The following is a 22,083-nucleotide window of genomic DNA, read 5'->3' on the forward strand; positions in this document are numbered from 1 at the left end:
CCTTGCCGTCTAGGACTCGTCGAGCAGCTGGCGCCGCTCGATGTCGAGATCGCGCAGCCGCACGCGCACGGCGCGGCCCTCCTCGGACTCGGGAGCCACGCGCTGCACCGCGCCGAGCAGCTCGTTCTTCTCGGCATCGATCGCCCGCAGGACGATCCGGCGGCACAGATCGTTCACCGAGAGCACGGCGCGCTCCTCGTTGAGCGCCGGGAAGTCGCGCGTGATGAGCTCGGCCGCGAGCGAGCGGTAGGGCTCCCGCACCATCTCGACCGCGGCGACCGACCATCCGATCTTCGTGCGGTCGACGGCCTCGACCGCCACCCGCACCGCCTCGAGAGCCGGCGTGCGGAACGGCAGCGAGAGCGCGCGATGCAGGAGATTCGGCTCGACGCGGTGCCCGTACTGGAGGATGCCCGTGAGCGCGTCGCGCTCGATGGCCGTGTCGGTGCCGCGCGGCAGCGTCGCGAGCGTCACGCGCACCACGGGCGCGGCCTCGCCCTCGGGCACCTCTGTCCGGGCCGGCTCCGGGCGGCGCTGCGTGTCGCCCGACGTCTGCCGTGCGGCGCGCTCGACCTCCCCGTGGACGTCGGTCGGGTCCATGCCCAGTCGCCGCGCGAGGACGCGCTCGTAGCCGGGGCGCAGAAGCCGGTCGCGGATCTCAGCCACGATGGGCGCTGCGGCGCGCAGGGCGCCGACACGGCCCTCCACCGTCCCCAGGTCGAACCGCGAGACGGCGCGGTCGATCACGAACTCGAACATCGGGACCTTGTGGTCGACGAGACTGCGCACCGCCCCGTCGCCTCTCTGCAGGCGCAGGTCGCACGGATCGAGCCCGTCGGGTGCGACCGCGACGAAGGTCTGCGCGTTGAAGCTCTTCGCGTCGGTGAAGGCGCGGATGGCGGCCTTCTGGCCTGCGGCGTCGCCGTCGAAGGTGAACACCACCTCGCCCGAGGCAGAGGAGTCGCCCATGACGCGGCGCAGCACCGTCACGTGCTCGGCCCCGAAGGCCGTGCCGCACGTCGCGATCGCGGTCGTGACGCCCGCGAGGTGGCACGCCATGACGTCGGTGTAGCCCTCGACGACCACGACCCGCCGAGGGTCGCCGCGCGAGATGTCGCGCTTCGCGAGGTCCAGGCCGTAGAGCACCTGCGACTTCTTGTAGATGGGCGTCTCGGGGGTGTTGAGGTACTTCGGGCCCTGGTCGTCGTCGTAGAGCTTGCGGGCGCCGAACCCGACGGTCTGGCCGGTCACATCCCGGATGGGCCAGATCACGCGCCCGCGGAACCGGTCGTAGACGCCTCCGCGCTGATTCGTGGAGACGAGCCCCGCCGTCGTCAGCTCCTCGCGCGTGAAGCCCTTCGCCGTGAGCGCGTCGAGCATGTGGTCCCAGCCCTTGGGTGCGTATCCGACGCCGAAGTGCGCCGCCGCGCCCGCATCGAACCCGCGCTCTCCCAGGAAGCGGCGCGCGGCATCCGCTTCGGGCGACATGAGCTGCGCGCGGAAGAACTCCGCAGCGGCGGCGTTCGCGGCGAACAGGCGTGCGCGGCCGCTCGTCTCGGGCGCGGGCCCGCCGTCCTCGTAGTGCAGCGTGTAGCCGATGCGCGCGGCCAGCTTCTCCACGGCCTCCGTGAACGAGACGTGGTCCATCTCGCGCAGGAAGGTGTAGACGTCGCCCGACTCGCCGCAGCCGAAGCAGTGGTAGAAGCCCACCTGAGGGCGCACGTGGAAGCTCGGGCTCTTCTCGTCGTGGAAGGGGCAGAGCCCCTTGAGCGACCCCACGCCCGCGGACTTCAGCGCGACCCGCTCCCCGATGATGTCGGCGATGTTCGTCCGGGCCTTGACCTCGTCGACGTCGGCCTGCCGGATGCGCGGCATCAGGCCACCTGCGACGCGCGCGCGGCCTTCGAGGGCGCCCCGCGGCGCGCGTGACGAGGGGCCCAGATGCCGACCTCGGCGGGGTCGACCTCGCCGACGAGCCGGTTGTGCCAGGCGACGGCGGTCTGATCGGTCAGGGAGGCGACCTGGTCCACGACCACGCGGGTGCGCGCGGCGTCGCTGTCGGCGGCGAGGAAGTCGGCCGCGAACGCCGGCTCGAGGGCGTCGGCGCCGGTCGACCACAGCGCGTCCGTCGAGACGAGGGCGTCTGCGATGCGCTTGAGCACGCGCCGCTGCTCGGCGTAGATGTGCCGGCGTTCGTCGATCGTCACGATCGTCGCGCCCATGAGGCCCTTGAGCACGGCGATCTCGACCTCGATCTCGCGCGGAACCACGACGTGGCCGCCGTAGCGCGTGAGCGACGCCGCGGGGTACGCCGCACGCGTCGCGTCCACCGCGGCGCGGGCGAACCGGCCGATGAGATCGCTCGTGAGGTTCTTCAGACGGGCGAGGTCGCGCCGTGAGCGGTCGAAGGCGCGCATCCACATCGGGATGCGCGTGAGGCGGTAGAGGGCGTCGGCGAGCTCATCGCGCGGGTAGTCGTATCCGACCCACTGCTGCACCTGGCCGATGAGCGGATGGTGCGCGACCGGATCGCTGACGTGGGCGAGATCGAGATACCCGTTCACCACCGCGTCCTCGAAGTCGTGCACGGAGTACGCGATGTCGTCGGAGAGGTCCATCACCTCCGCCTCGATGCAGCGCTCCTTGGCCGGGGCGCCCTCGCGCAGCCAGCGGAACACGTCCTCGTCCTCGGGGTACACGCCGAACTTCAGGCGCCCGCCCGGATCGGCCACCGGGTCGGCGACCGTCCACGGGTACTTGCACGCGGCGTCGAGCGTCGCGCGGGTCAGGTTGAGCCCGTACGAGCGCTCGTCGTCGAGCACCTTCGACTCGAGCCGGGTGAGGATGCGCAGGCTCTGGGCATTGCCCTCGAACCCGCCGATCTCGGACGCCCATTCGTTGAGCGCCTTCTCGCCGTTGTGCCCGAAGGGCGGATGACCCAGGTCGTGGCTGAGGCATGCCGCGTCCACGACGTCCTCCGCGAGCCCGAGCGCGGTGCCGAGCTCGCGCCCGACCTGCGCGACCTCGAGCGAGTGGGTGAGGCGGTTGCGCGCGAAGTCCGCGGGACTCGCGGGACTGAGCACCTGCGTCTTCGCGGCGAGCTGCCGCAGCGCAGCGGAGTGCAGCACGCGCGCACGGTCGCGCGCGAAGTCATCGCGCTGCGAGCGATGCGTCTCGCGGTGGAAGCGCTCGGCATCGGCGTCCGTGTAGCCGGCGGGGCGGGGCGCGGCGCCCGTGCCCTCAGCCGCCACTGGTGTCCAGCTCCGCTTCGCGCAGCTCGCAGCTCGCGGCCTCGCCCAGCTCGCGCGAGTCGAGCCATCCCTCGGGCAGCACGGGGCGCTTGGGCGTGCCCGCGCGACCGCGCTGGCCCTCCGCGGCCTCGCCCGGATACGGTGCGTCGTGGTCGAGCTCGGCGAGCAGGTCGTCGATCTCGGCGAGACTCGACGCCGTCGCCAGTCGCGCACGCAGGTCGCCGCCCACGGGGTATCCCTTGAAGTACCAGGCGACGTGCTTGCGGATGTCGCGGCATCCGCGATCCTCGTCGTCGAAGAACTCGACGAGCAGCTCCGCGTGGCGGCGGAAGGCCTGCGCGACGAACCCGAGGGTCGCGTCGACCTCGCGTTTCGTCTCGCTGCGCTCGCTCAACGACCGGAGGCCGCTCGCTCCGCTCGCCGAGTGCTTCGCCTCGCTGCGCTCGCTCAACGACCGGGGGCCGCTCGCTCCGCTCGCCGAGTATCCTCGCGCCCCGAACGCGCGCGCGAGGTCGCCGAACAGCCACGGACGCCCGAGGCACCCGCGCCCGACGACGACCCCGTCGCACCCGGTCTCGTCCATCATCCGCACGGCGTCGTCGGCCGACCAGATGTCGCCGTTGCCGAGCACGGGGATGCTCGTCACGGCCTCCTTGAGCTTCGCGATCGCCGACCAGTCGGCGTGGCCCGAGTAGAACTCCGACGCCGTCCGCGCGTGCAGCGCCACGGCGGCGGCGCCCGCGTCCTCCGCGATGCGGCCCGCATCGAGATACGTGAGGTGATCGGCGTCGATGCCCTTGCGCATCTTCACCGTGAGCGGGATGTGGCCGGCGGCCTCGACCGCCTGCTCGACGATGTCGCGGAACAGGCCGAGCTTCCAGGGCAGAGCGGACCCGCCGCCCTTGCGCGTGACCTTGGGCACCGGGCAGCCGAAGTTCAGGTCGATGTGGTCGGCCCTGTCCTCCTCGGCGATGATCCGCGCGGCGGCCGCGATCGTCTGGGGGTCGACGCCGTACAGCTGGATCGAGCGCGGCTTCTCGGACTCGTGGTGCCGGATGAGGCGCATCGTCGCGGCGTTGCGCTCGACGAGCGCGCGCGACGTGATCATCTCGCTGACGTAGAGGCCGCCGCCGTACTCGCGGCACAGCCGGCGGAACGCCGTGTTGGTGATGCCGGCCATGGGGGCGAGCACGACGGGCACGCCGATGTCGAGCGGGCCGATCCGCAGCGTGCGCGCAGGCGTGAGGACGGTGGTCACCCCTCGATTCTTCCAGACCCCAGCCGAGGCGGAGCCGAGTGTGCACAGCCGTCTTAGGCTGGGGCCATGACCGCCCCCGATGATCTCCGCCGTATCCCGTTCCGCGACGCGGACGGCGTCGAGAAGACGCTCGCCGACTACGGCGACGGTGTCCTGCTCGTCGTCAACGTCGCGTCGAAGTGCGGCCTCACGCCGCAGTACGAGCAGCTCGAGGCGCTCCAGCGGACCTACGGTGACCGGGGCCTGACAGTGCTCGGCTTCCCGTGCAATCAGTTCCTCGGCCAGGAGCCGGGGTCGCTCGAGGAGATCCTCGACTACTGCGCCACGACGTGGGGCGTCAGCTTCCCGATCCACGAGAAGGTGAACGTCAACGGCGCGCACGCCGCTGCGCTCTACAAGGCGCTCAAGAAGACCCGCGACGGCGTGGGCCTGGCCGGGCCGGTCGCCTGGAACTTCGAGAAGTTCCTCGTGCTCCCCTCGGGAGAGGTGCGCCGGTTCCGGCCGCCGGTCAAGCCGGACGCGCCCGAGATCGTCGAGGCGATCGAGGCCGCGCTCCCCCGCTGATCAGGCAGCGGGTTCTCCCGCCGCACGGCGCTCGGCCCACACCTGGCGAGCGACCTGCGCGAACGCCTGCGGCGGCTGAGCGCCGCTCACGCCGTACTTCCCGTCGATGACGAAGAACGGCACGCCGTTGATGCCGTATGCGCGGGCCTGCTCCTGGTCCCGACGGACGTCGGGCAGGTGACGACCCGACTCGAGGGCCTCGCGCGCGCCATCCGGATCGAGCCCCGCCTCCGCCGCGATGTCGACGAGGTCGTCGATGCGCCCGACGTGGCGCCCCTCCGTGAAGTAGGCCCGCATGAGGCGCTCGGTCACCTCGAGCTGCCTTCCGTTCGCCTTCGCGTGGTGGATGAGCTCATGCGCCTTGACCGTGTTCGTGTGCTGCAGGATGTCGAACCGGTACGCGAGCCCCGCGCCCGCCGCGACATCCGTCACGCGCTCGAGCATCTGCTCGACCTGCTCTCGCGCCATGCCCTTGTGGGCGACGAGGAAGTCGAGCTCGGAGCCGTCGAAGTCCACGGGGGTGTCGGGCGCGAGCTCGAACGAGTGGAACGTCACCTCGACGCGCGGCGCGTCGTCGTCGCCGGCCACCTCCGCGAGCCCGGTCTCCAGGTTCCGCTTGCCGATGTAGCACCAGGGGCAGGCGATGTCGCTCCACACGTCGATCTTGATCGCATCCGTCACACCGGTTGCAACGGGCCGCGACGCGTCGGCATTCCCCTCACGCCTTCGGCGCGTCGACCGCCCCGCCATACCGCCGGTCGCGACTGTGGAAGATGCGGATGGCCTCCCACAGGTCCTCGCGCGTGAAGTCCGGCCAGAGGCGGTCGAGGAAGACCATCTCGGCGTACGCGGCCTCCCAGAGCATGAAGTTCGACGTGCGCTGCTCTCCGCTCGAGCGGACGAAGAGGTCGACGTCCGGCATGTCGGGCACGTAGAGCCGCTTCGCGATCGACTTCTCGGAGATCGCCGACGGCTTGAGCCGCCCGGCCCTGACCTCCTCCGCGAGCTCGCGCACGGCGTCGACGATCTCGTACCGGCCGCCGTAGTTCACGCACATCGTGAAGGTCATCGTCTTGTTGGAGGCCGTGAGCTTCTCGGCTTCCTGCAGATCCTTGATGACGGAGCCCCACAGTCGCGGCTTGCGCCCGGCCCAGCGGATGCGCACACCCCACTCGTTGAGCTGGTCGCGGTAGCGGTGCAGCACGATCCGACTGAAGTTCATGAGGAAGCGCACCTCCTCGGGCGAGCGCTTCCAGTTCTCGGTGGAGAACGCGTAGACCGACAGGTGCTTCACCCCCGCCTGCACCGCGCCCGCGACGACGTCGAGCAGCTGCTCGATGCCCTGTCGGTGACCCTCGACGCGCGGCAGGCCCTGCCGGTTCGCCCAGCGGCCGTTGCCGTCCATGACGATCGCGACATGGTGCGGCACGGGACCGGCGAACGCCGGCGGCTGGAGCCCCGTCCAGTCGAGGGGCTTGTACGGCTCGGCGTCGGGGTGGGTGTAGGGCTTGGGGCTCATGTGCTCTCTCGCGGGGTCGTCAACGGTGCTTCTCGACGTGGCTGAACGAGCGGATGGCGCGCTCGAGGTGGAACTGCGCGTACGCCGCGACGAGACCGGAGGCCGCGGACAGCTCGCCCGCGGGCGTGGCGTCCGCGCGCTCCCAGTCGCCCTCGAGAAGCGCCGCGAGGAGGCTCAGGGTGGCCCGGCTCACGCGGGGGCTCCCGGCCGGCGCGCACGCCTCGCACACGACGCCGCCCAGCTGCGCGACGAACCGATCGTGCGGCCCCGCGGCGCCGCAGCGCGCGCAGTCCTCGAACGAGGGGGCCCATCCGGAGAGCGCCATCGTGCGCAGCAGGTACGAGTCCATGATCGCGTTCGGAGCGTGCTCGCCGCGCGACAGCGAGCGCAGCGCGCCCACGAGCAGGAAGAACTGCTGCGGCGTCGACTCCGCCTCGTTCACGCGGTCGGCCGCCTCGACCATGGCGCTCGCGGCCGTGTAGCGCTCGTAGTCGGCGACGATGTCGGCACCGTAGGCGCCCAGCGAGTCGGCCTGCTGCACGATGTCGAGGCTGCGGCCGATGTAGAACTGCGCGTCGACCACCATGAACGGCTCGAGGCGCGCACCGAACTTCGACGAGGTGCGGCGCACGCCCTTCGCGACGGCCCGCACCCGCCCGTGCTGCTTCGTCAGCAGCGTGACGATGCGGTCGGCCTCGCCCAGCTTGTGGGTGCGGAGCACGACGGCTTCGTCTCGATAGGTGGGCACCGTTCGATTATCGAGCCTGTGCGCGAGGATGGACGCGTGACCGAGCCGCTCTTCGTCATCCCGCTCTGGGCCGACCTCCTCGCCGTCGGCCTCGGCGGCATCCAGGGCGCGCTGTTCGCGTCGGGCTTCCGCGGGCGCGCGCGACTGGACCTCCTCGGCGTCGCGATCATCGGCACGATGATCGGGATGGGCGGAGGGATCATCCGCGACATCCTGCTCGGACTCGCCCCCGCGACCCTCCAGAACAACTGGTACCTCGTGACCGCCGTGGGCGCCTCGCTCGTCGGCATGCTGCTCGCGGGCATCTTCGACCGCCTGAACAAGGTCATCGTCATGCTCGACGCGGTCGTGATCGGGATGTTCGGCGCGTTCGGCACGGCGAAGGCGATCGCGAACGGCATCCCGCTCATCCCCGCGATCTTCATCGGCGCGTGCGCCGCGGTCGGCGGCAGCGTGATCCGCGACATCGCGATGGGGCTCCCGGTCGCGATCATGCACGTCGGGTCGCTCTACGCGGTCGCCGCGGTCGTCGGCAACGCCGCGCTCGCGGTCTCGTATGCGCTCGGCCTGCCGATCGTCGCCGCCGCGATCCTCGGCATCGTGCTCACGACGATCATCCGCGTGCTCGCGGTGGTGTTCGACCTGTCGCTGCCGGAGCAGCGGCGCCTTAACCGCCGCCGGGTCGCTCTCGAGACGCGCGAGATCCCCGTCATCTCCGCAGGCGACATCCCCGCGGCGGCCGATCTCGGGCACACCGGCGCGATCATCCTCCCCGACGACATCACGAGGCCGCGCGAGGACGACTGATCCCGCACGTTCGGAGCGGGCCGGGCCCCGAAGGACCCGACCCGCTCCGATGTCGCCGGATCAGGCGCCGACGAGCTCGCCCTCGCGGGCGCGGATCGAGCGGTTGACGGCCGAGATGATCGCCTTGAGCGATGCCGTCGAGATGTCGCCGTCGATGCCGACGCCCCACAGGCGCTCGCCGTCGACCTGCAGCTCGACGTAGGCGGCCGCCTGCGCGTCGGCCGAGGCGCTCATCGCGTGCTCGACGTAGTCGTAGAGCGTGACGTCGATGCCCTGCTCGCGCACGATCTCGAGGAACGCGGCGATGGGTCCGTTGCCTGCGGCAGACGCCTCGACCGTCGCGTCGCCGTCGCGGAGCGTCACCGAGAGCGTGCCCTCACCCGACGCGTCGCGGTTCGAGCGGGTTCCGAGCAGCTCGAACCGGCCCCAGCGCTGCTCGTCGACGGGCGACGGCAGGTACTCGTCCTGGAAGATCGCCCAGATCTGGTCGCTCGTGACCTCGCCGCCCTCCTGATCGGTCTTCGCCTGGACGACGCCGGAGAACTCGATCTGCAGCTTGCGCGGCAGGTCGAGCGCGTGGTCGGCCTTCAGGAGGTACGCGACGCCGCCCTTGCCGGACTGCGAGTTGACGCGGATGACGGCCTCGTAGGAGCGCCCCAGGTCCTTCGGGTCCACCGGCAGGTACGGGACGGCCCACTCGATCTCGTCGACCGAGACGCCCTGGGCCTTCGCCTGCGCGTCCATGGCCTCGAAGCCCTTCTTGATCGCATCCTGGTGCGATCCGCTGAAGGCGGTGAACACGAGGTCGCCGGCCCACGGGCTGCGCTCGGGAACCGGCAGCTGGTTGCAGTACTCGACCGTGCGCTTGACCTGGTCGATGTCGCTGAAGTCGATCTGCGGGTCGATCCCCTGCGTGAACATGTTGATGCCCAGTGCGACGAGGTCGACGTTGCCCGTCCGCTCGCCGTTGCCGAACAGGCAGCCCTCGATGCGGTCGGCGCCCGCCAGGTAGCCCAGCTCCGCCGCGGCGACGGCCGTCCCGCGGTCGTTGTGCGGGTGCAGCGACAGGATGACGTTCTCGCGGTTGTCGAGGTGGCGGCTCATCCACTCGATCGAGTCGGCGTACACGTTCGGCGTCGTCATCTCTACCGTCGCCGGCAGGTTGAGGATGATCTTGCGCTCGGGCGTCGGCACGAGCACCTTCATGACCTCGTTGCAGATCTCGACGGCGAACTCGAGCTCGGTGCCGGTGTACGACTCGGGCGAGTACTCGTAGTAGACCGTCGTCTCGGGAACGGTCTCCTCGTACTGCTTGCACCAGCGCGCGCCGGCCAGGGCGATGTCGATGATGCCCTGCTTGTCGGTGCGGAACACGACCTCGCGCTGGAGCACGCTCGTCGAGTTGTAGAGGTGCACGATCGCCTGCTTCGCGCCCTTGATCGCCTCGTAGGTGCGGGCGATGAGGTGCTCGCGCGCCTGCGTGAGGACCTGGATCGTCACATCGTCGGGGATGAGATCCTCTTCGATGAGCTGGCGCACGAAGTCGAAGTCGGTCTGGCTGGCCGACGGGAAGCCGACCTCGATCTCCTTGTATCCCATCTTGACGAGGAGGTCGAACATCACGCGCTTGCGCTCAGGGCTCATGGGATCGATGAGCGCCTGGTTCCCGTCGCGCAGGTCGACGGCGCACCACCGGGGCGCCTTCTCGATGCGCTTGCCCGGCCACGTGCGGTCCGGGAGGTCCACGGCGATCTGCTCGTGGAAGGGCCGATAGCGGTGGATCGGCATGGCGCTGGGCTTCTGGTTGTTCTTCATGTTCGATGCTTCTTCCGGGTTCTGCAGACGAGATCGGGCCGACAGAAAGCTCCGCGACGAGGGGCCCTAGATCGAGATCTCGTCGCGGCAGCTAAGAAGAAGCAGACCGCCACAGCGCATGCATCTACCGTAACACGCAGAGTGCACAGTCGGAGCCGCGGGTTTCCCCTCTTGCCTGAGCACTCTGATCTACCACGACGCGACTTGCCGAGCAGGCTGCTGCACTCAGCCCGCGACGATGCCGGGCAGGCGCTCGAACACGTCGCTCACGCCCCCGAAATGGCTCGTGCCCGCGCGCACGAGGAGGAAGCCGATGATCCCGACGATCCAGGCGGTCATCTCGCCTGCCTGCCGGGTGAGCCAGGCGTTCACGCGACGCAGGAGCGGCTCCACAGCGGCATGCGCGACCACGCGCAGCACGAGGAGCGCGAGCGCGGGGGCCACCATGACGAGGCAGTACGCGGCGAGCAGGCCGAGGTGCGCGGCGGGCGGGAGCCGGGCGGCGTCCATGATCCCGATCGCCATGAGGTACGGCAGCAGGGTGGCGATCTCGATCGCCGTCGCGGCGAGGGCGAGCAGGATGAGCGGGCGGATGGGCCCGTCCTCCGCTCCGACGGCGCGCTCGCGCCAGGCGAGCAGGCGCGGCGACGGACCGGCGTCCTTCCTCGTCCCGGTGAGGATCGCGCCGGCGAGCAGCACGCCGCCCACCACGAGCATCGCGATCGCGCCGCCGTCCGACGCGAGCCAGTCCCGGACCCCGTCGAGGAGGAGGCGGGCCCCGATCGACAGCAGGACGCCCATCGCCAGGTAGAACCCCGCCACCGTCGCGAGATAGGCGAGCATGCGCGAGGGGCGGGGCCGCGAGCTCGCGAGCAGCAGCCAGAGGGGGATGAGCAGCGTGCCGAAGCTCGTCGAGTCGGCGAGGGCGAGCAGCGCGAGGGTGCCGATCGTCGTGATGTCCATGTCGACAGCGTCGCGTGACGCCCGCAGGCGCGCATCGGCCGAAGGTGGCGGTCCCCGCGCCGCCGTCTCCGTCTTTCGGAGGAGGGCGAGCCGCCGGATCGATGCTGGGATGGGAGCATGGCGCGCGCTCCCTTCGACGAGTGGGTCCTCCCCTTCGTCCGCTACCGCTCGATGGCGGGCGACCTCGCGAACGCGGGCATCGTCCTCCTGCTCGGCGCCGTCGCCTCCTGGGCGGGCGTCGTCCCCGGCGGCGACGGCGACCGCCCGCTCGGCCAGCCCTGGATGCCGTGGGTGCTCGCCGTCGCGTGCCTCGTCCCGCTCCTGCTCAAGCGGCGTCTGCCGACGGTCTCCGTCGCCTCGGCGGGCGCGATCCTCGTCGTCAGCGTGCACCTCGTGTCGGGATCGATCGCCTTCGTGCCGACCGTCGCCATGTTCGACGCGCTCTACGCGGCCGCGCTCCTGCTCGATGCGCGTCGCATGCGCGTCGTCCTCGCGATCGCCGTCGCCGTCCTCGCCGCGCTGGCGATCGCCGCGCCGATCGAGGGCCTCGTTGCGGTCATCCTCACCTACGGCGCGCTGCTCGGCCTCCCGATCGCGTGGGGCACATCGGTGCGCCAGCGCGACGCGCTGGTCCGCCTCGAGCGCGAGCGCGCCGACGCCGTCGCCCACGCCGCCGAGTTCGACCGGACCGCGGCCGTGCGCGCCGAGCGCGCCCGACTCGCGGCCGCGCTGCATGACGAGATTGCCGCGCGCCTCAGCGCGATCTCACTCCAGACGAGCGCGCTCGGCGCGCGGGGAGGCCTCGACGCGCGCACCGGGGCATCCGTCGACGCGGTGCGTGCCGCGAGCCGCGAGGCGCTCGCCGAGCTCCGTGCGCTGATCTCACTGCTCGCCGCCGACCGCGAGGAGCCGGCGCTGCCGCCTGCCGACGACCCCGTGCGCGCCCTTCAGCGCACCGCCGACGCCTTCGGAGTCGCGCTCCGCGTCGCCTCCGACCGCCCGCCGCTCGCGCCCGACGTCTCGGCCGTGCTCGCGCAGATCGGCCGAGAGGCGATCGTCAACGCCGCCCGCCATGCGCCGGGCGCTCCCGTCGACGCGTCGCTGCACGCAGACGGCTCCGTCGTCGTGCTGGAGATCGACAACCCTCTCGTCGGCGCGCCGTCGACGGGTGCTCGCGGACTCGGGCTCGACCTGATGGAGAGGCGCTGGTCGGCGATCGGCGCGCGCGGCTCGGCCGGACCCATCGACGCGCGCTGGCGGGTGCGGGTGGAGGCGCCGCTGTCGGCGACAGCCGGGACGACGGGGGCGCCCGCATGACCATCCGCGTCCTGGTCGCCGACGATCATGCAGCGGTGCGCGCCGGCATCGCGGCCGTCCTGTCCACCGCCTCCGACATCGAGGTCGTCGGCGAGGCCGCCGACGGTCAGGTGGCCATCCGGCAGGCCGCGGCGCTTGAGCCCGACGTCGTGCTGATGGACGTGCGGATGCCGCGCATCGACGGCATCGAGGCGACCGCCGCGCTGACCGCACGCGGGTTCCCCGTGCTCGTGCTCACGACGTTCGCGGTGGACGCCTACGTCGACGGCGCCCTCGCGGCAGGCGCCTCCGGCTACCTCCTGAAGACCGCGGAGGCGGACGAGATCATCGCGGGCGTCCGCCGCGTGGCGGCCGGCGAGGGCGTCCTCGCGCCCGAGGTGACGCTGCGGGTCATCCGGAGCGTCGGACGCGCACCGGAGCGGCCCGAGCCTCCCGCCGAGCTCGACCTGCTCACGCCGCGCGAGCGCGAGGTGCTCGTCGGGCTCGGCGCCGGCCGGTCCAACTCCGAGATCGCGCGCGAGCTGCACGTGTCGGAGACGACCGTCAAGAGCCATGTCTCGCACGTGCTCGCGAAGCTGGGCGTCGCGAGCCGGATGGCCGCGGCCGTGATCGCGCGCGACGCCGGGCTCGCGTAGCGATCGCGTCAGAAGCCGAGGCGCCTCAGCTGCTTGGGGTCGCGCTGCCACTCCTTCGCGACGCGCACGTGAAGCGAGAGGAACACCCGCGTGCCGAGCAGCGGCTCGAGCTGCGCTCGCGCGCGCGAGCCCACCTCCTTGAGCCGCGTGCCCTTCCGGCCGATGATGATGGCCTTCTGACTGTCTCGCTCGACCACGAGGTCGGCCCAGACGTCGGTCAGCTCGGGATTGTCCTCCCGCGGGGCGATGTCGGAGATCATGACGGCGATCGAATGCGGCAGCTCGTCGCGCACGCCCTCGAGCGCGGCCTCGCGGATGATCTCTGCGACGCGGTCCTCGGTCGACTCGTCGGTGACGACGCCGTCGGGGTAGAGCGCAGGGCCCTCGGGCATGAGGGCGAGCAGCTCATCCGTCAGCACGTCGAGGCGCTCTCCGGTGATCGACGACAGGGGGATGACCGCGGCCCAGTCCTCGCGGAGGGCGTCGACCTCGAGAAGGCGCTCCATGATCTGCTCGTGCGACGACGCGTCGGTCTTCGTGACGATGGCGACCTTCTTCGCGCGAGGATAGCCGTCGAGCGATTCGGCGATCCGGCGGTCGCCCGGTCCGACCTTCTCCTGCGCGGGCACGCAGAAGGCGATGACGTCGACGTCGCCGAGCACCGATTCGACGAGGTCGTTCAGACGCTGGCCGAGGAGCGTGCGCGGGCGGTGGATGCCCGGTGTGTCGACCACGATGAGCTGACCGCCGGGGCGGTTCAGGATGCCGCGGATGGCGCGGCGCGTGGTCTGCGGCTTCTCGCTCGTGATCGCGACCTTCTCGCCGACGAGCGCGTTCATGAGCGTCGACTTGCCCACGTTCGGCCGGCCGACGAAGGTCACGAACCCGCTCCGGCTCGTGTGCTCCGGGGAATCAGTCATGGGGTTCGTCCTTCCTCGCGGCGTCGTCCGAGCGGCCGCCGTTCCTCTTCGCCGCGGGCTTCCGTCCGCCGCTCTTCTTCGCCGGCTCGCGCACGGTCGGCACCTCCACCGTCACCGGCAGCGCGAGCTCGCCCGTGCGCGGGTGACGGCCGCGCACCTCGTCGACAGCGCGCAGAGCAGGGCTCCGGTCGACGAACACGGTCGCGATCCCCCGTCCGCGGCCGCGCGACGTGCCGCCGGTGAGGATGAGGCCCTCGACCTCGGCCATGTCGCCCGGCTGCGGCACGCGGCCGATGTGCTTGCCGAGGAGCCCGCCGATCGAGTCGACGTCGTCGTCCTCGAGCTCGATGCCGAACAGCTCGCCCACCTCGTCGAGCCCGAGGCTCGCGCTCACCCGGAAGGTGCCGTCCGGGAGATCGACGATCTCCTTCGACGGCTGGTCGTACTCGTCGGAGATGTCGCCGACGAGCTCCTCGATGAGGTCCTCGAGGGTCACGAGGCCCGCGACGCCGCCGTACTCGTCGACGACGATGCAGACGTGCACGGCGTCGCGCTTCATCTGCTGCAGGAGCGTCTCGGCGCGCATCTGCTCCGGGACGAACACGGCAGGTCGCGCGAGGGCCCGGGCGGTCGTGCCCTCGTGCCACGCGGCGCCCTCGCGGAACGCATGCAGGACGAGGTCTTTCAGATACAGGACCCCGACGACGTCGTCGATCTCCCCGTCGACCACCGGCAGGCGCGACATGCCGCGCTGGAGGAAGATCGTCATGGCCTCGCGCGCGGTGGCGTCGGCCTCGACCGTGACCATCTCGGTGCGCGGCACCATGACGACGCGCACGACCTGGTCGGTGAAATCGAACACCGAGTGGATGAGGTCGCGATCGTCGGCCTCGATGAGGTCGTTCGACGCGGCTTCGTCGACCATGCTCAGCAGCTGGTCCTCCGACTCGAAGCTGCGCCGGCCGCCGCCCGGCGTGATCGCGTTGCCGACCACGACGAGCGCCTTCACGAGGGGCCCGAGCACGATGCGCACACCGCGCACGAGCGGAGCGAACCAGGACAGCAGCGCCTCCGCATGCCGGCGCCCCGCGGAGCGCGGACTCGAGGCGACCGCGACGAACGAGAAGCCCGTCATGACGACGACCGTCGCGAGCACGGCCCACCAGACGCTGTCGAACAGCAGGATGAACGCGACCGTCGCGAACACGGCGGCGCCGGTCTCCGCGAGCACCCTCAGGAAGCCGATCGCGTTCGCGTGGCTGTCGGGGTCGTCGGCGATGTGGGCGAGCGCCCGCGCGTTGCGGCCCTCGGTCGCGAGGTCGACGAGGTCGGCCCGCGAGCTGACCGACAGCGCGGCGTCGAGTGCGGACATGAGGCCCCCGACCGCGACGAGCACGACGGCCCCGATCAGCAGCAGCGTCTCGATCATGTGCGCGGGCGTCTGCGTTCCTCGGCGGCGAAGCTCGCGATGAGCCGATCCTGGAGCCCGAACATGACGCGGTGCTCCTCGGGCTCGGCGTGGTCGTACCCGAGCAGGTGGAGCAGCCCGTGGGTCGTGAGCAGGATGAGCTCGTCCATGAGCGAGTGGCCGGCCTTCTCGGCCTGGCCTTCCGCGACCTGCGGGCACAGCACGATGTCGCCCAGGAGTCCCGCGGGCGTCGGCATGTCGTCGGTGCCCGGTCGGAGCTCGTCCATCGGGAAGCTCAGGACGTCGGTCGGGCCGGGCTCGTCCATCCACTGCACGTGCAGCGCCTCCATGGCGCCCTCGTCGACGAGGACGATCGCGACCTCGGCGTCGGGGCTGACGTGCAGCTGCGCGAGGTTGTGCTGCGTCAGACGCAGCAGGACGCTCTCGTCGACCGCGATGGCGGACTCGTTGTTGATGTCGATCATCGGATCCCCCGCTTCGGCTTGCGGTCGCGCGGACCGCCCGTGCGCGACGCGCCGCGCCGCTCGGCGCGGTTCGCGAACTCGCGCGCCTCGTCCAGCTCCGCTCGGTGCGCGGCGCGCTTCTCGTCGTACTCGCTGTAGGCGTCGACGATGCGGCCCACGAGCGTGTGGCGCACGACGTCATCGCTCGAGAGCCGTGCGAAGTGGATGTCGTCGACGCCGTCGAGGATGCGCGTGACGAGCCGCAGCCCCGACGTCCCACCCGGCAGGTCGACCTGCGTGATGTCGCCCGTGACGACCATCCGGGTGCCGAACCCGAGGCGCGTGAGGAACATCTTCATCTGCTCGGGGGTCGTGTTCTGGGCCTCGTCGAGGACGACGAACGAGTCGTTGAGCGTGCGCCCGCGCATGTAGGCGAGCGGCGCGACCTCGATCGTCCCGCTCGCCATGAGCTTCGGCACGAGCTCGGGGTCCATCATCTCGTTGAGCGCGTCGTACAGCGGCCGGAGGTACGGGTCGATCTTGTCGGTCAGCGTTCCCGGCAGGAAGCCGAGCCGCTCCCCCGCCTCGACCGCGGGGCGCGTGAGGATGATGCGGTTCACCTCGCGGCGCTGCAGGGCCTGCACGGCCTTCGCCATCGCGAGGTAGGTCTTCCCCGTGCCCGCAGGGCCGATGCCGAAGACGATCGTGTTCTCGTCGATCGCGTCGACGTACTTCTTCTGGCCGAGGGTCTTCGGGCGGATGACCTTGCCGCGGGTCGACAGGATCGCCTCGCCGAGCACCTCGCTCGGGCGCGGCCCGCCCTGCTCGAGGATGCGGTTCGACGTCGCGATGTCGGCGGGGCCGAGGTCGTGCCCCTCGCGCGTGAGCTGCAGCAGCTCGTCGACGAGGGCGCGCGCGGCGCGCACGGCGGAGGCCGACCCGCGCAGGGTGATCTCGTTGCCGCGCACGAGGACGTCGACGGCGGGGTGCTCGCGCTCGACCATGCGCAGGAGGCGGTCCTGCGGTCCGAGGAGCTGCACCATCGCGACGCCGTCGGCGTGGATGGTCTGGGTGACGACGTCGTCGTCCGGCTGGGCGGCGCCCATGGGGTCAGTGGCCAACGAGGCTCTTCTCCTGGAGTTCTCCGGCGAGCACGTGCGCGTGCACGTGGAACACGGTCTGGCCCGCGTCTGCGCCGGTGTTGAAGATCAGACGGAACTGCCCGCCGGCGTGGTCCTCGGCGACCGCCTTCGCGGTCTGGACCATCTCGGCGAGGAGCGAGGGGTCGCCCGCCGCGAGTTCGACGACGTCGCGGTACTCCTGCGTCTTCGGGATGACGAGGAGGTGGACGGGCGCCTGCGGGCTGATGTCCTGCAGCACGAACACGCGCTCGGTCTCGGCGACGATGGTTCCCGGGATCTCGCCCTGCAGGATGCGCGTGAAGATCGACGGCTCGCTCATGCGGTCGAGTCTATCCACCGCGGTCACCAGCGCCCGAGCTTCGCGTTGAGGACGGCGAGGGCCGCCGGGCCCGCGGTCGAGGTCCTCAGGATGGTGTCGCCGAGGCGCACGCGCTCGGCGCCGGCGGCCGCGAGGCGCTCCAGCTCGTCGGGCGCGATGCCGCCCTCGGGGCCGACGACGAGCACGAGATCGCGGGCGTCGTCGACGTCGATCGAGGTCAGAGCGGCCTGCGCGGTCGGGTCGAGCACGAGCACGCGCGCCGACGCCGCGCGCTCTGCGACCTGCGCGGTCGTCGCGATCGGCGAGACCTCCGCGATCCACGCCCGGTGCGCCTGCTTCGCGGCCTCGCGGACGATCGAGGCCCAGCGGGCGCGGCCCTTCTCCGCCTTCAGCCCCTGCCAGCGCGAGACGCTGCGCGCCGCCTGCCACGGCACGACCTCGTCGATGCCGAGCTCGGTCGCCGCCTGCACCGCGAGCTCGTCGCGATCGCCCTTCGCGAGCGCCTGCACGAGCACGAGCCGCGGGGACTGGGGCGGCAGATCCTGGCGCGAGGCGATCCGCATGACGACGCGCTGCGGCGAGACGCTCTCGCACGTGCCCGCGAGCCACGCGCCGCGGCCATCCGTGACCGTGACCTCCTCGCCGACGCGCACGCGGCGCACGGATGCGGCGTGGTGCGCCTCCGCACCCGTGAGCTCGAGCTCGCCGCCGGGCGAGACCGCCCCCGCGCGCTCGTCGTGGAAGTGCAGCGCCATGGGACCTAGCCGCGGAACCGGTCGCGGAGCTTCGAGAACAGCCCCTGGTGGAACTCGGCCAGGCGCGGCGCGGGCGCCTTCGTGCGCCGCGCGAGCTCCTCGAGGAGCTGACGCGTGCGGTGATCGACCTTCGTCGGCGTGACGACCTGGACGCCCACGCGCAGGTCGCCGCGACGCGAGGTGCGCAGCCCCGTGATCCCGCGCTCCTTGATCGTCAGCACCTCGCCCGACTGGATGCCAGGGCGCACCTCGACCTCGACCTCGCCGTCGAGCCCGGCGATGGTGGTCGTCGTGCCGAGGATGGCGTCGGTCATCGACACCTCGAGGGTTGCGAGCAGGTCGTCGCCGTCGCGGCTGAACACCCGGTGCGGGGCGACCGTGACCTCGACGTACAGGTCGCCGTTCGGGCCGCCGGCGGGGCCCACCTCGCCCGAGCCCGGCAGCTGCAGACGCAGGCCCGTCTCGACGCCCGCGGGGATGTCGAGCGACACGGTGCGGCGCGAGCGCACGCGGCCCTGGCCGCCGCAGGTCGCGCACGGGTGCGGGATGACGGTGCCGTAGCCCTGGCACGCGCCGCAGGGCTGCGACGTCACCATGTTGCCGAGGAGGCTGCGCACCTGGCGCTGCACGTGGCCCGTGCCGCCGCAGATGTCGCACGTCGCGGGGCTCGTCCCCGGCTGGCAGCAGGACCCCTGGCAGGTCTCGCAGAGCACAGCCGTGTCGACCTCGATGTCGCGATGCGTGCCGAACACGACATCGCCGAGCTCGAGCGTCACGCGGACGAGCGCGTCCTGTCCGCGCTCTCGGCGCGAGCGCGGCCGACCGCCGCGACCGCCGCCCGAGGCGCCGAAGAACGTCTCGAAGATGTCGCCGAATCCGCCGAAGCCCGCGCCGCCGAACGGCGACTCGTCGCCGCCCATGTCGTAGCGGCGGCGCTGCTCGGGGTCGCTGAGCACGTCGTACGCGTGCGTGACCGACTTGAACTCCTCCGCGGCCTCGGGCGCGGGGTTCACATCCGGGTGCAGGCGACGCGCGAGCTTGCGGTACGCCTTCTTGATGTCCTCCTGCGACGCGTCCTTCGACACGCCGAGGGTCTCGTAGTGATCAGCCACATCAGCCTTCCTGCGGGCGTCGTGCGCCCGTGCTCCGATCCGTCGGGCGACGCGTCAGCGCCGGCCCTCGTCCTCGTCCAGCAGCCTCGTCAGGTAGCGGGCGACCGCCCGCGCCGCAGCGAGGTTGCGGGGGTAGTCCATGCGCGTGGGCCCCATGATGCCGATGCGCGCCGCGCCGACGGCCGAGTCGTACTCGCTCGCGACGATCGACGCCTCGGAGAGCCCGAAGGCCGCGTTCTCGCGGCCGATGCTCGCCGAGAGACCCTGCTCGTCGGCGACCATCTCGCTCATGAGCCGCAGCAGCGTCACCTGCTCCTCGATCGCCTCGAGGAGCGGATGGATGCTGCCGCGGAAGTCCTGCTCGCGCTTCGCGAGGGTCGCCGAGCCCGCCAGCACGAGGCGGTTCTGGCGGAACTCGTCGAGCTCCTCGGCTGCCGCCTGCGCGATCCTGTGCAGCGCGCGATCGACGGCGCTGACGGGAGCGGCAGCGAGCTCGGCGCCGCGCTGCAGCTGCTCGGCCGCGTCGGCCACGGAGCGGCCGGCGAGGAGGGGCACGAGGCGCGCGGCGACCCGCTCGATCGACTCCGCGTCGAGCTCGTCGGCAAGGCCCGTGATGCGCTGCGACACGCGGCCGGTGTCGGTCACGATGATGACGAGCACGCGGCGGCCGTCGAGCGGCACGAGCTGCACGTGCGTCACGCTCGCCCGGGCGAAGGACGGGTACTGCACGAGCGCGACCTGTCCGGTGAGCTGCGTGAGGAGGCGGACGGTGCGCGCGAGGAGGTCGTCGAGGTCGGCCGGGTCGCCCAGGAACGACGCGATCGCCGACCGCTGGGCCGATGACAGCGGGCGCAGCTCGGCGAGGTGGTCGACGAAGACGCGGTAGCCCTTGTCCGTCGGAACGCGGCCCGACGACGTATGCGGCTGGGCGATGAGCTCCTCGTCCTCGAGGAGCGCCATGTCGTTGCGGATGGTCGCCGCCGAGACGCCGAAGGAGTGCCGCTCGACGATGGAGCGGCTGCCGACCGGCTCGTGCGTGTCGACGTAGTCCTGCACGATGGCCCGGAGCACCTGCAGTCCGCGGTCGCTGACCATGTGCGCGCTCCTCTCCTGGCACTCGATGTCTCGGAGTGCCAGTCTACCGACCCGAGGCCGGGAACGGCATGCGCGCCGGCCGCCTGCGCGGCTCGGCCGACCTCAGTCCGTGAGTGCCCGCACTACGGCGTCCGCGAGAAGGCGGCCGCGGAGGGTGAGCACGATCCGCCCGCGGAGTGCCGCCCCCGGCTCGATGAGGCCGTCGGCGATGAGGCCGGCCACCGCACGCCGCGCGTCATCCGGCAGCGCGTCGATCGCGAGCCCCTCGCGGATGCGGCTGTGCAGCAGCACGCGCTCGAGCTGCTGCGCGGCCGCGTCGGGGCGCTCCCGACCGGCGGCCGGCGACTCCCCCGCGGCGAGCCGCTGCGCGTACGCGGCGGGATGCTTGACGTTCCACCAGCGCAGACCCGCGACGTGGCTGTGCGCACCCGGACCGAAGCCCCACCAGTCGGCGCCGCGCCAGTACGCGAGGTTGTGGCGCGAGCGACGGCCGTCGCCGCGCGCCCAGTTCGACACCTCGTACCACGCGAAGCCCGCGTCGGCGAGCATGCGGTCGGCGAGCTCGTACATGTCGGCCTGGAGGTCGTCGTCGGGCGCGGGCACCTCGCCGCGGCGGATCTGCCGCGCGAGCTTCGTCCCGTCCTCGATGATGAGCGCGTACGCCGAGACGTGGTCGGGTTCGAGCGCGAGCGCGGCCTCGAGCGACGCGCGCCAGTCGTCGATCGACTCGCCGGGGGCGCCGTAGATGAGGTCGACGCTCACGTCGAGCCCGACCGAGCGCCCTGCCTCGACCGCCGTCCGCACGTTCGACGGCGTGTGCGTGCGATCGAGCGCCGCGAGCACGTGCGGCACGGCCGACTGCATGCCCACCGACATGCGGGTGACCCCCGCCCGCGCGAGCTCCTCCGCGACCGCGGGGGTCACCGTGTCGGGGTTCGCCTCGACGGTGATCTCCGCGCCGTCCGCGATGCCGAACGCGCCGCGCACGCCCTCGAGCATGCGCGCGAGGTCGCCGGCGGGCAGCAGCGTCGGCGTGCCGCCGCCGAAGAACACCGTCTGCGCGGGACGCAGCGCGCCCGCCTCGGCGAGCACGTCGCGCGCGAGCGCGACCTCGCGCAGGAGGACGTCGGCGTACTCGTCCTGTCGGGCTCCGCGCAGCTCCTCGGAGGTGTACGTGTTGAAGTCGCAGTACCCGCAGCGCACCCGGCAGAACGGCACGTGCAGGTAGACGCCGAGATCCGTCGCCGGATCGATCGGCAGATCGCGCGGGAGGCGGCCGTCGGCGGGAGCGGGATCGCCGACGGGGAGGGCGCCGGCCATCAGGAGCCGGTGTGGAACAGCGGCGAGATCGCGCGGAGGTACCCCGCGAAGAGCGCCTTGCGACGGCGGCGCACGAGCGTCTTGAACAGGCGGTTCCAGAACGTCATGGGGCGGTCGAACGCGCGCACCTCGAACCACACCTCGTCGTTCTCGCGCCACTCGATCATGAACGACTCCTCGCCGCTCACCACCGAGTCGCCGACGGTGCCGAGAGCGAAGCCCACCCGACGCGCCTCCTCGATCACGAAGATGACCCGCAGCTCGGCGTCCGCGCGCGAGCCGCCCACCTTGCCGTGCACGGTGACGGTCGTGCCCGCCCCGACGTACGGCGTTCCGTCCGCGTCGAACCGCTGGTCGGCATCCGATCGGCTCGGCGCGACGGCGTTGCCCGCCTCGTCGAAGCTGACGCCCGTGTAGGTCGGGCCGGGAGCGGGCCGGACGTCGCTCAGCGTGAGCCCCGCGCCCTTCAGCGCACCCCACGACAGGAGGGCGTCGACCGCGGTGCGGAAGCGCTCCTCGCCGCTGCCGATCCGCCAGGCGGACGCCGCGGGGATGCTGTGCTCCGGCGGGTACTGGAGCAGGTCAGGAGCCTGCGTCGCCCCGACGGCGGCATAGTCGACCGTCTCGTCTCGGAAGGTCTCCCGGCGCATGGTGTCCACCCTAACCGCAGC

General features: G+C 71.8%; 22 protein-coding genes. 4 read left to right on the forward strand and 18 right to left on the reverse strand.

The window, feature by feature from the left end; genetic code table 11:
• Positions 1-9: 9 nt before the first annotated feature.
• From dnaG to dusB, 3 genes are read right to left on the reverse strand one after another with little or no spacing between them, the layout of a single operon-like run.
• Positions 10-1,875: a DNA primase gene (dnaG, locus tag M1D56_RS08320; protein WP_456285208.1), complete on the reverse strand. Its 1,866-nt coding sequence runs from the start codon at positions 1,873-1,875 to the stop codon at positions 10-12.
• Positions 1,875-3,251 carry a deoxyguanosinetriphosphate triphosphohydrolase gene (locus M1D56_RS08325; protein ID WP_271171889.1) on the reverse strand — a complete coding sequence of 459 codons (1,377 nt, stop codon included), beginning with the start codon at positions 3,249-3,251 and terminating at the stop codon, positions 1,875-1,877. Before M1D56_RS08325 ends, dnaG begins: the two co-directional genes overlap by 1 nt.
• Positions 3,241-4,509, reverse strand: coding sequence for a tRNA dihydrouridine synthase DusB (dusB, locus tag M1D56_RS08330; protein ID WP_456285209.1), 1,269 nt, complete (start codon positions 4,507-4,509; stop codon positions 3,241-3,243). The genes M1D56_RS08325 and dusB overlap by 11 nt, the downstream gene beginning before the upstream one ends.
• 66 nt (positions 4,510-4,575) lie before the next feature.
• Here dusB and M1D56_RS08335 point away from each other — a divergent pair, with 66 nt between their 5' ends.
• Positions 4,576-5,073 (forward strand): glutathione peroxidase, encoded by a 498-nt coding sequence (locus tag M1D56_RS08335; RefSeq protein ID WP_324014813.1) that lies wholly within the window; start codon positions 4,576-4,578, stop codon positions 5,071-5,073.
• Here M1D56_RS08335 and M1D56_RS08340 read toward each other — a convergent pair whose 3' ends face one another.
• The 3 genes from M1D56_RS08340 to recO are packed head-to-tail and all read right to left on the reverse strand — an operon-like array spanning position 5,074 to position 7,340.
• Positions 5,074-5,754: a DsbA family oxidoreductase gene (locus M1D56_RS08340; protein WP_456285210.1), complete on the reverse strand. Its 681-nt coding sequence runs from the start codon at positions 5,752-5,754 to the stop codon at positions 5,074-5,076. It abuts the gene before it with no gap.
• 37 nt (positions 5,755-5,791) lie between these two features.
• Positions 5,792-6,592 carry an isoprenyl transferase gene (locus M1D56_RS08345; protein WP_282977770.1) on the reverse strand — a complete coding sequence of 267 codons (801 nt, stop codon included), beginning with the start codon at positions 6,590-6,592 and terminating at the stop codon, positions 5,792-5,794.
• 19 nt (positions 6,593-6,611) lie between these two features.
• Positions 6,612-7,340, reverse strand: coding sequence for a DNA repair protein RecO (recO, locus tag M1D56_RS08350; protein ID WP_456285211.1), 729 nt, complete (start codon positions 7,338-7,340; stop codon positions 6,612-6,614).
• Between the two features lie 36 nt (positions 7,341-7,376).
• Between recO and M1D56_RS08355 the strand changes: the two genes are divergently transcribed.
• Positions 7,377-8,147: a trimeric intracellular cation channel family protein gene (locus M1D56_RS08355; protein ID WP_271171895.1), complete on the forward strand. Its 771-nt coding sequence runs from the start codon at positions 7,377-7,379 to the stop codon at positions 8,145-8,147.
• Between the two features lie 60 nt (positions 8,148-8,207).
• Here M1D56_RS08355 and leuA read toward each other — a convergent pair whose 3' ends face one another.
• Both leuA and M1D56_RS08365 read right to left on the reverse strand, forming a co-directional pair.
• Positions 8,208-9,962 (reverse strand): 2-isopropylmalate synthase, encoded by a 1,755-nt coding sequence (gene leuA, locus M1D56_RS08360; RefSeq protein WP_421075828.1) that lies wholly within the window; start codon positions 9,960-9,962, stop codon positions 8,208-8,210.
• 225 nt (positions 9,963-10,187) lie between these two features.
• Complete coding sequence (locus tag M1D56_RS08365; RefSeq protein WP_456283192.1) at positions 10,188-10,925, reverse strand: GAP family protein; 738 nt, start codon at positions 10,923-10,925, stop codon at positions 10,188-10,190.
• A 117-nt stretch (positions 10,926-11,042) separates the two neighbouring features.
• Here M1D56_RS08365 and M1D56_RS08370 point away from each other — a divergent pair, with 117 nt between their 5' ends.
• Both M1D56_RS08370 and M1D56_RS08375 read left to right on the forward strand, forming a co-directional pair.
• A complete protein-coding gene (locus M1D56_RS08370) occupies positions 11,043-12,242 on the forward strand; it encodes a sensor histidine kinase (protein ID WP_456283193.1) in 1,200 nt (399 codons plus the stop codon).
• Positions 12,239-12,877, forward strand: coding sequence for a response regulator (locus M1D56_RS08375; RefSeq protein ID WP_456283195.1), 639 nt, complete (start codon positions 12,239-12,241; stop codon positions 12,875-12,877). The genes M1D56_RS08370 and M1D56_RS08375 overlap by 4 nt, the downstream gene beginning before the upstream one ends.
• Before the next feature lie 8 nt (positions 12,878-12,885).
• Here M1D56_RS08375 and era read toward each other — a convergent pair whose 3' ends face one another.
• The 10 genes from era to M1D56_RS08425 form a co-directional block, all read right to left on the reverse strand.
• Complete coding sequence (era, locus tag M1D56_RS08380; RefSeq protein WP_456283197.1) at positions 12,886-13,797, reverse strand: GTPase Era; 912 nt, start codon at positions 13,795-13,797, stop codon at positions 12,886-12,888.
• On the reverse strand, positions 13,790-15,226 hold the full coding sequence (locus M1D56_RS08385; RefSeq protein ID WP_456283199.1) for a hemolysin family protein: 1,437 nt from the start codon (positions 15,224-15,226) through the stop codon (positions 13,790-13,792). Before M1D56_RS08385 ends, era begins: the two co-directional genes overlap by 8 nt.
• On the reverse strand, positions 15,223-15,690 hold the full coding sequence (ybeY, locus tag M1D56_RS08390; RefSeq protein WP_271171902.1) for an rRNA maturation RNase YbeY: 468 nt from the start codon (positions 15,688-15,690) through the stop codon (positions 15,223-15,225). The genes M1D56_RS08385 and ybeY overlap by 4 nt, the downstream gene beginning before the upstream one ends.
• Positions 15,687-16,775, reverse strand: coding sequence for a PhoH family protein (locus M1D56_RS08395; RefSeq protein WP_271172182.1), 1,089 nt, complete (start codon positions 16,773-16,775; stop codon positions 15,687-15,689). Before M1D56_RS08395 ends, ybeY begins: the two co-directional genes overlap by 4 nt.
• 4 nt (positions 16,776-16,779) lie before the next feature.
• A complete protein-coding gene (locus M1D56_RS08400) occupies positions 16,780-17,130 on the reverse strand; it encodes an HIT domain-containing protein (RefSeq protein ID WP_271171903.1) in 351 nt (116 codons plus the stop codon).
• 23 nt (positions 17,131-17,153) lie between these two features.
• The gene (locus M1D56_RS08405) at positions 17,154-17,885 is read right to left on the reverse strand and encodes a 16S rRNA (uracil(1498)-N(3))-methyltransferase (RefSeq protein ID WP_456283201.1); all 732 of its coding nucleotides are present in this window, start codon (positions 17,883-17,885) and stop codon (positions 17,154-17,156) included.
• A 5-nt stretch (positions 17,886-17,890) separates the two neighbouring features.
• Positions 17,891-18,997, reverse strand: coding sequence for a molecular chaperone DnaJ (gene dnaJ, locus M1D56_RS08410; RefSeq protein ID WP_324014794.1), 1,107 nt, complete (start codon positions 18,995-18,997; stop codon positions 17,891-17,893).
• A 54-nt stretch (positions 18,998-19,051) separates the two neighbouring features.
• Entirely contained in the window at positions 19,052-20,092 is a 1,041-nt protein-coding gene (hrcA, locus tag M1D56_RS08415; RefSeq protein ID WP_271171906.1) for a heat-inducible transcriptional repressor HrcA, read from the reverse strand.
• Between the two features lie 102 nt (positions 20,093-20,194).
• Positions 20,195-21,412 carry a radical SAM family heme chaperone HemW gene (gene hemW, locus M1D56_RS08420; protein WP_456283203.1) on the reverse strand — a complete coding sequence of 406 codons (1,218 nt, stop codon included), beginning with the start codon at positions 21,410-21,412 and terminating at the stop codon, positions 20,195-20,197.
• Complete coding sequence (locus tag M1D56_RS08425) at positions 21,412-22,062, reverse strand: DUF1990 family protein (protein WP_324014789.1); 651 nt, start codon at positions 22,060-22,062, stop codon at positions 21,412-21,414. The genes hemW and M1D56_RS08425 overlap by 1 nt, the downstream gene beginning before the upstream one ends.
• Between the last annotated feature and the right edge of the window lie 21 nt (positions 22,063-22,083).

The organism is Microbacterium sp. JZ101 (assembly GCF_053903175.1).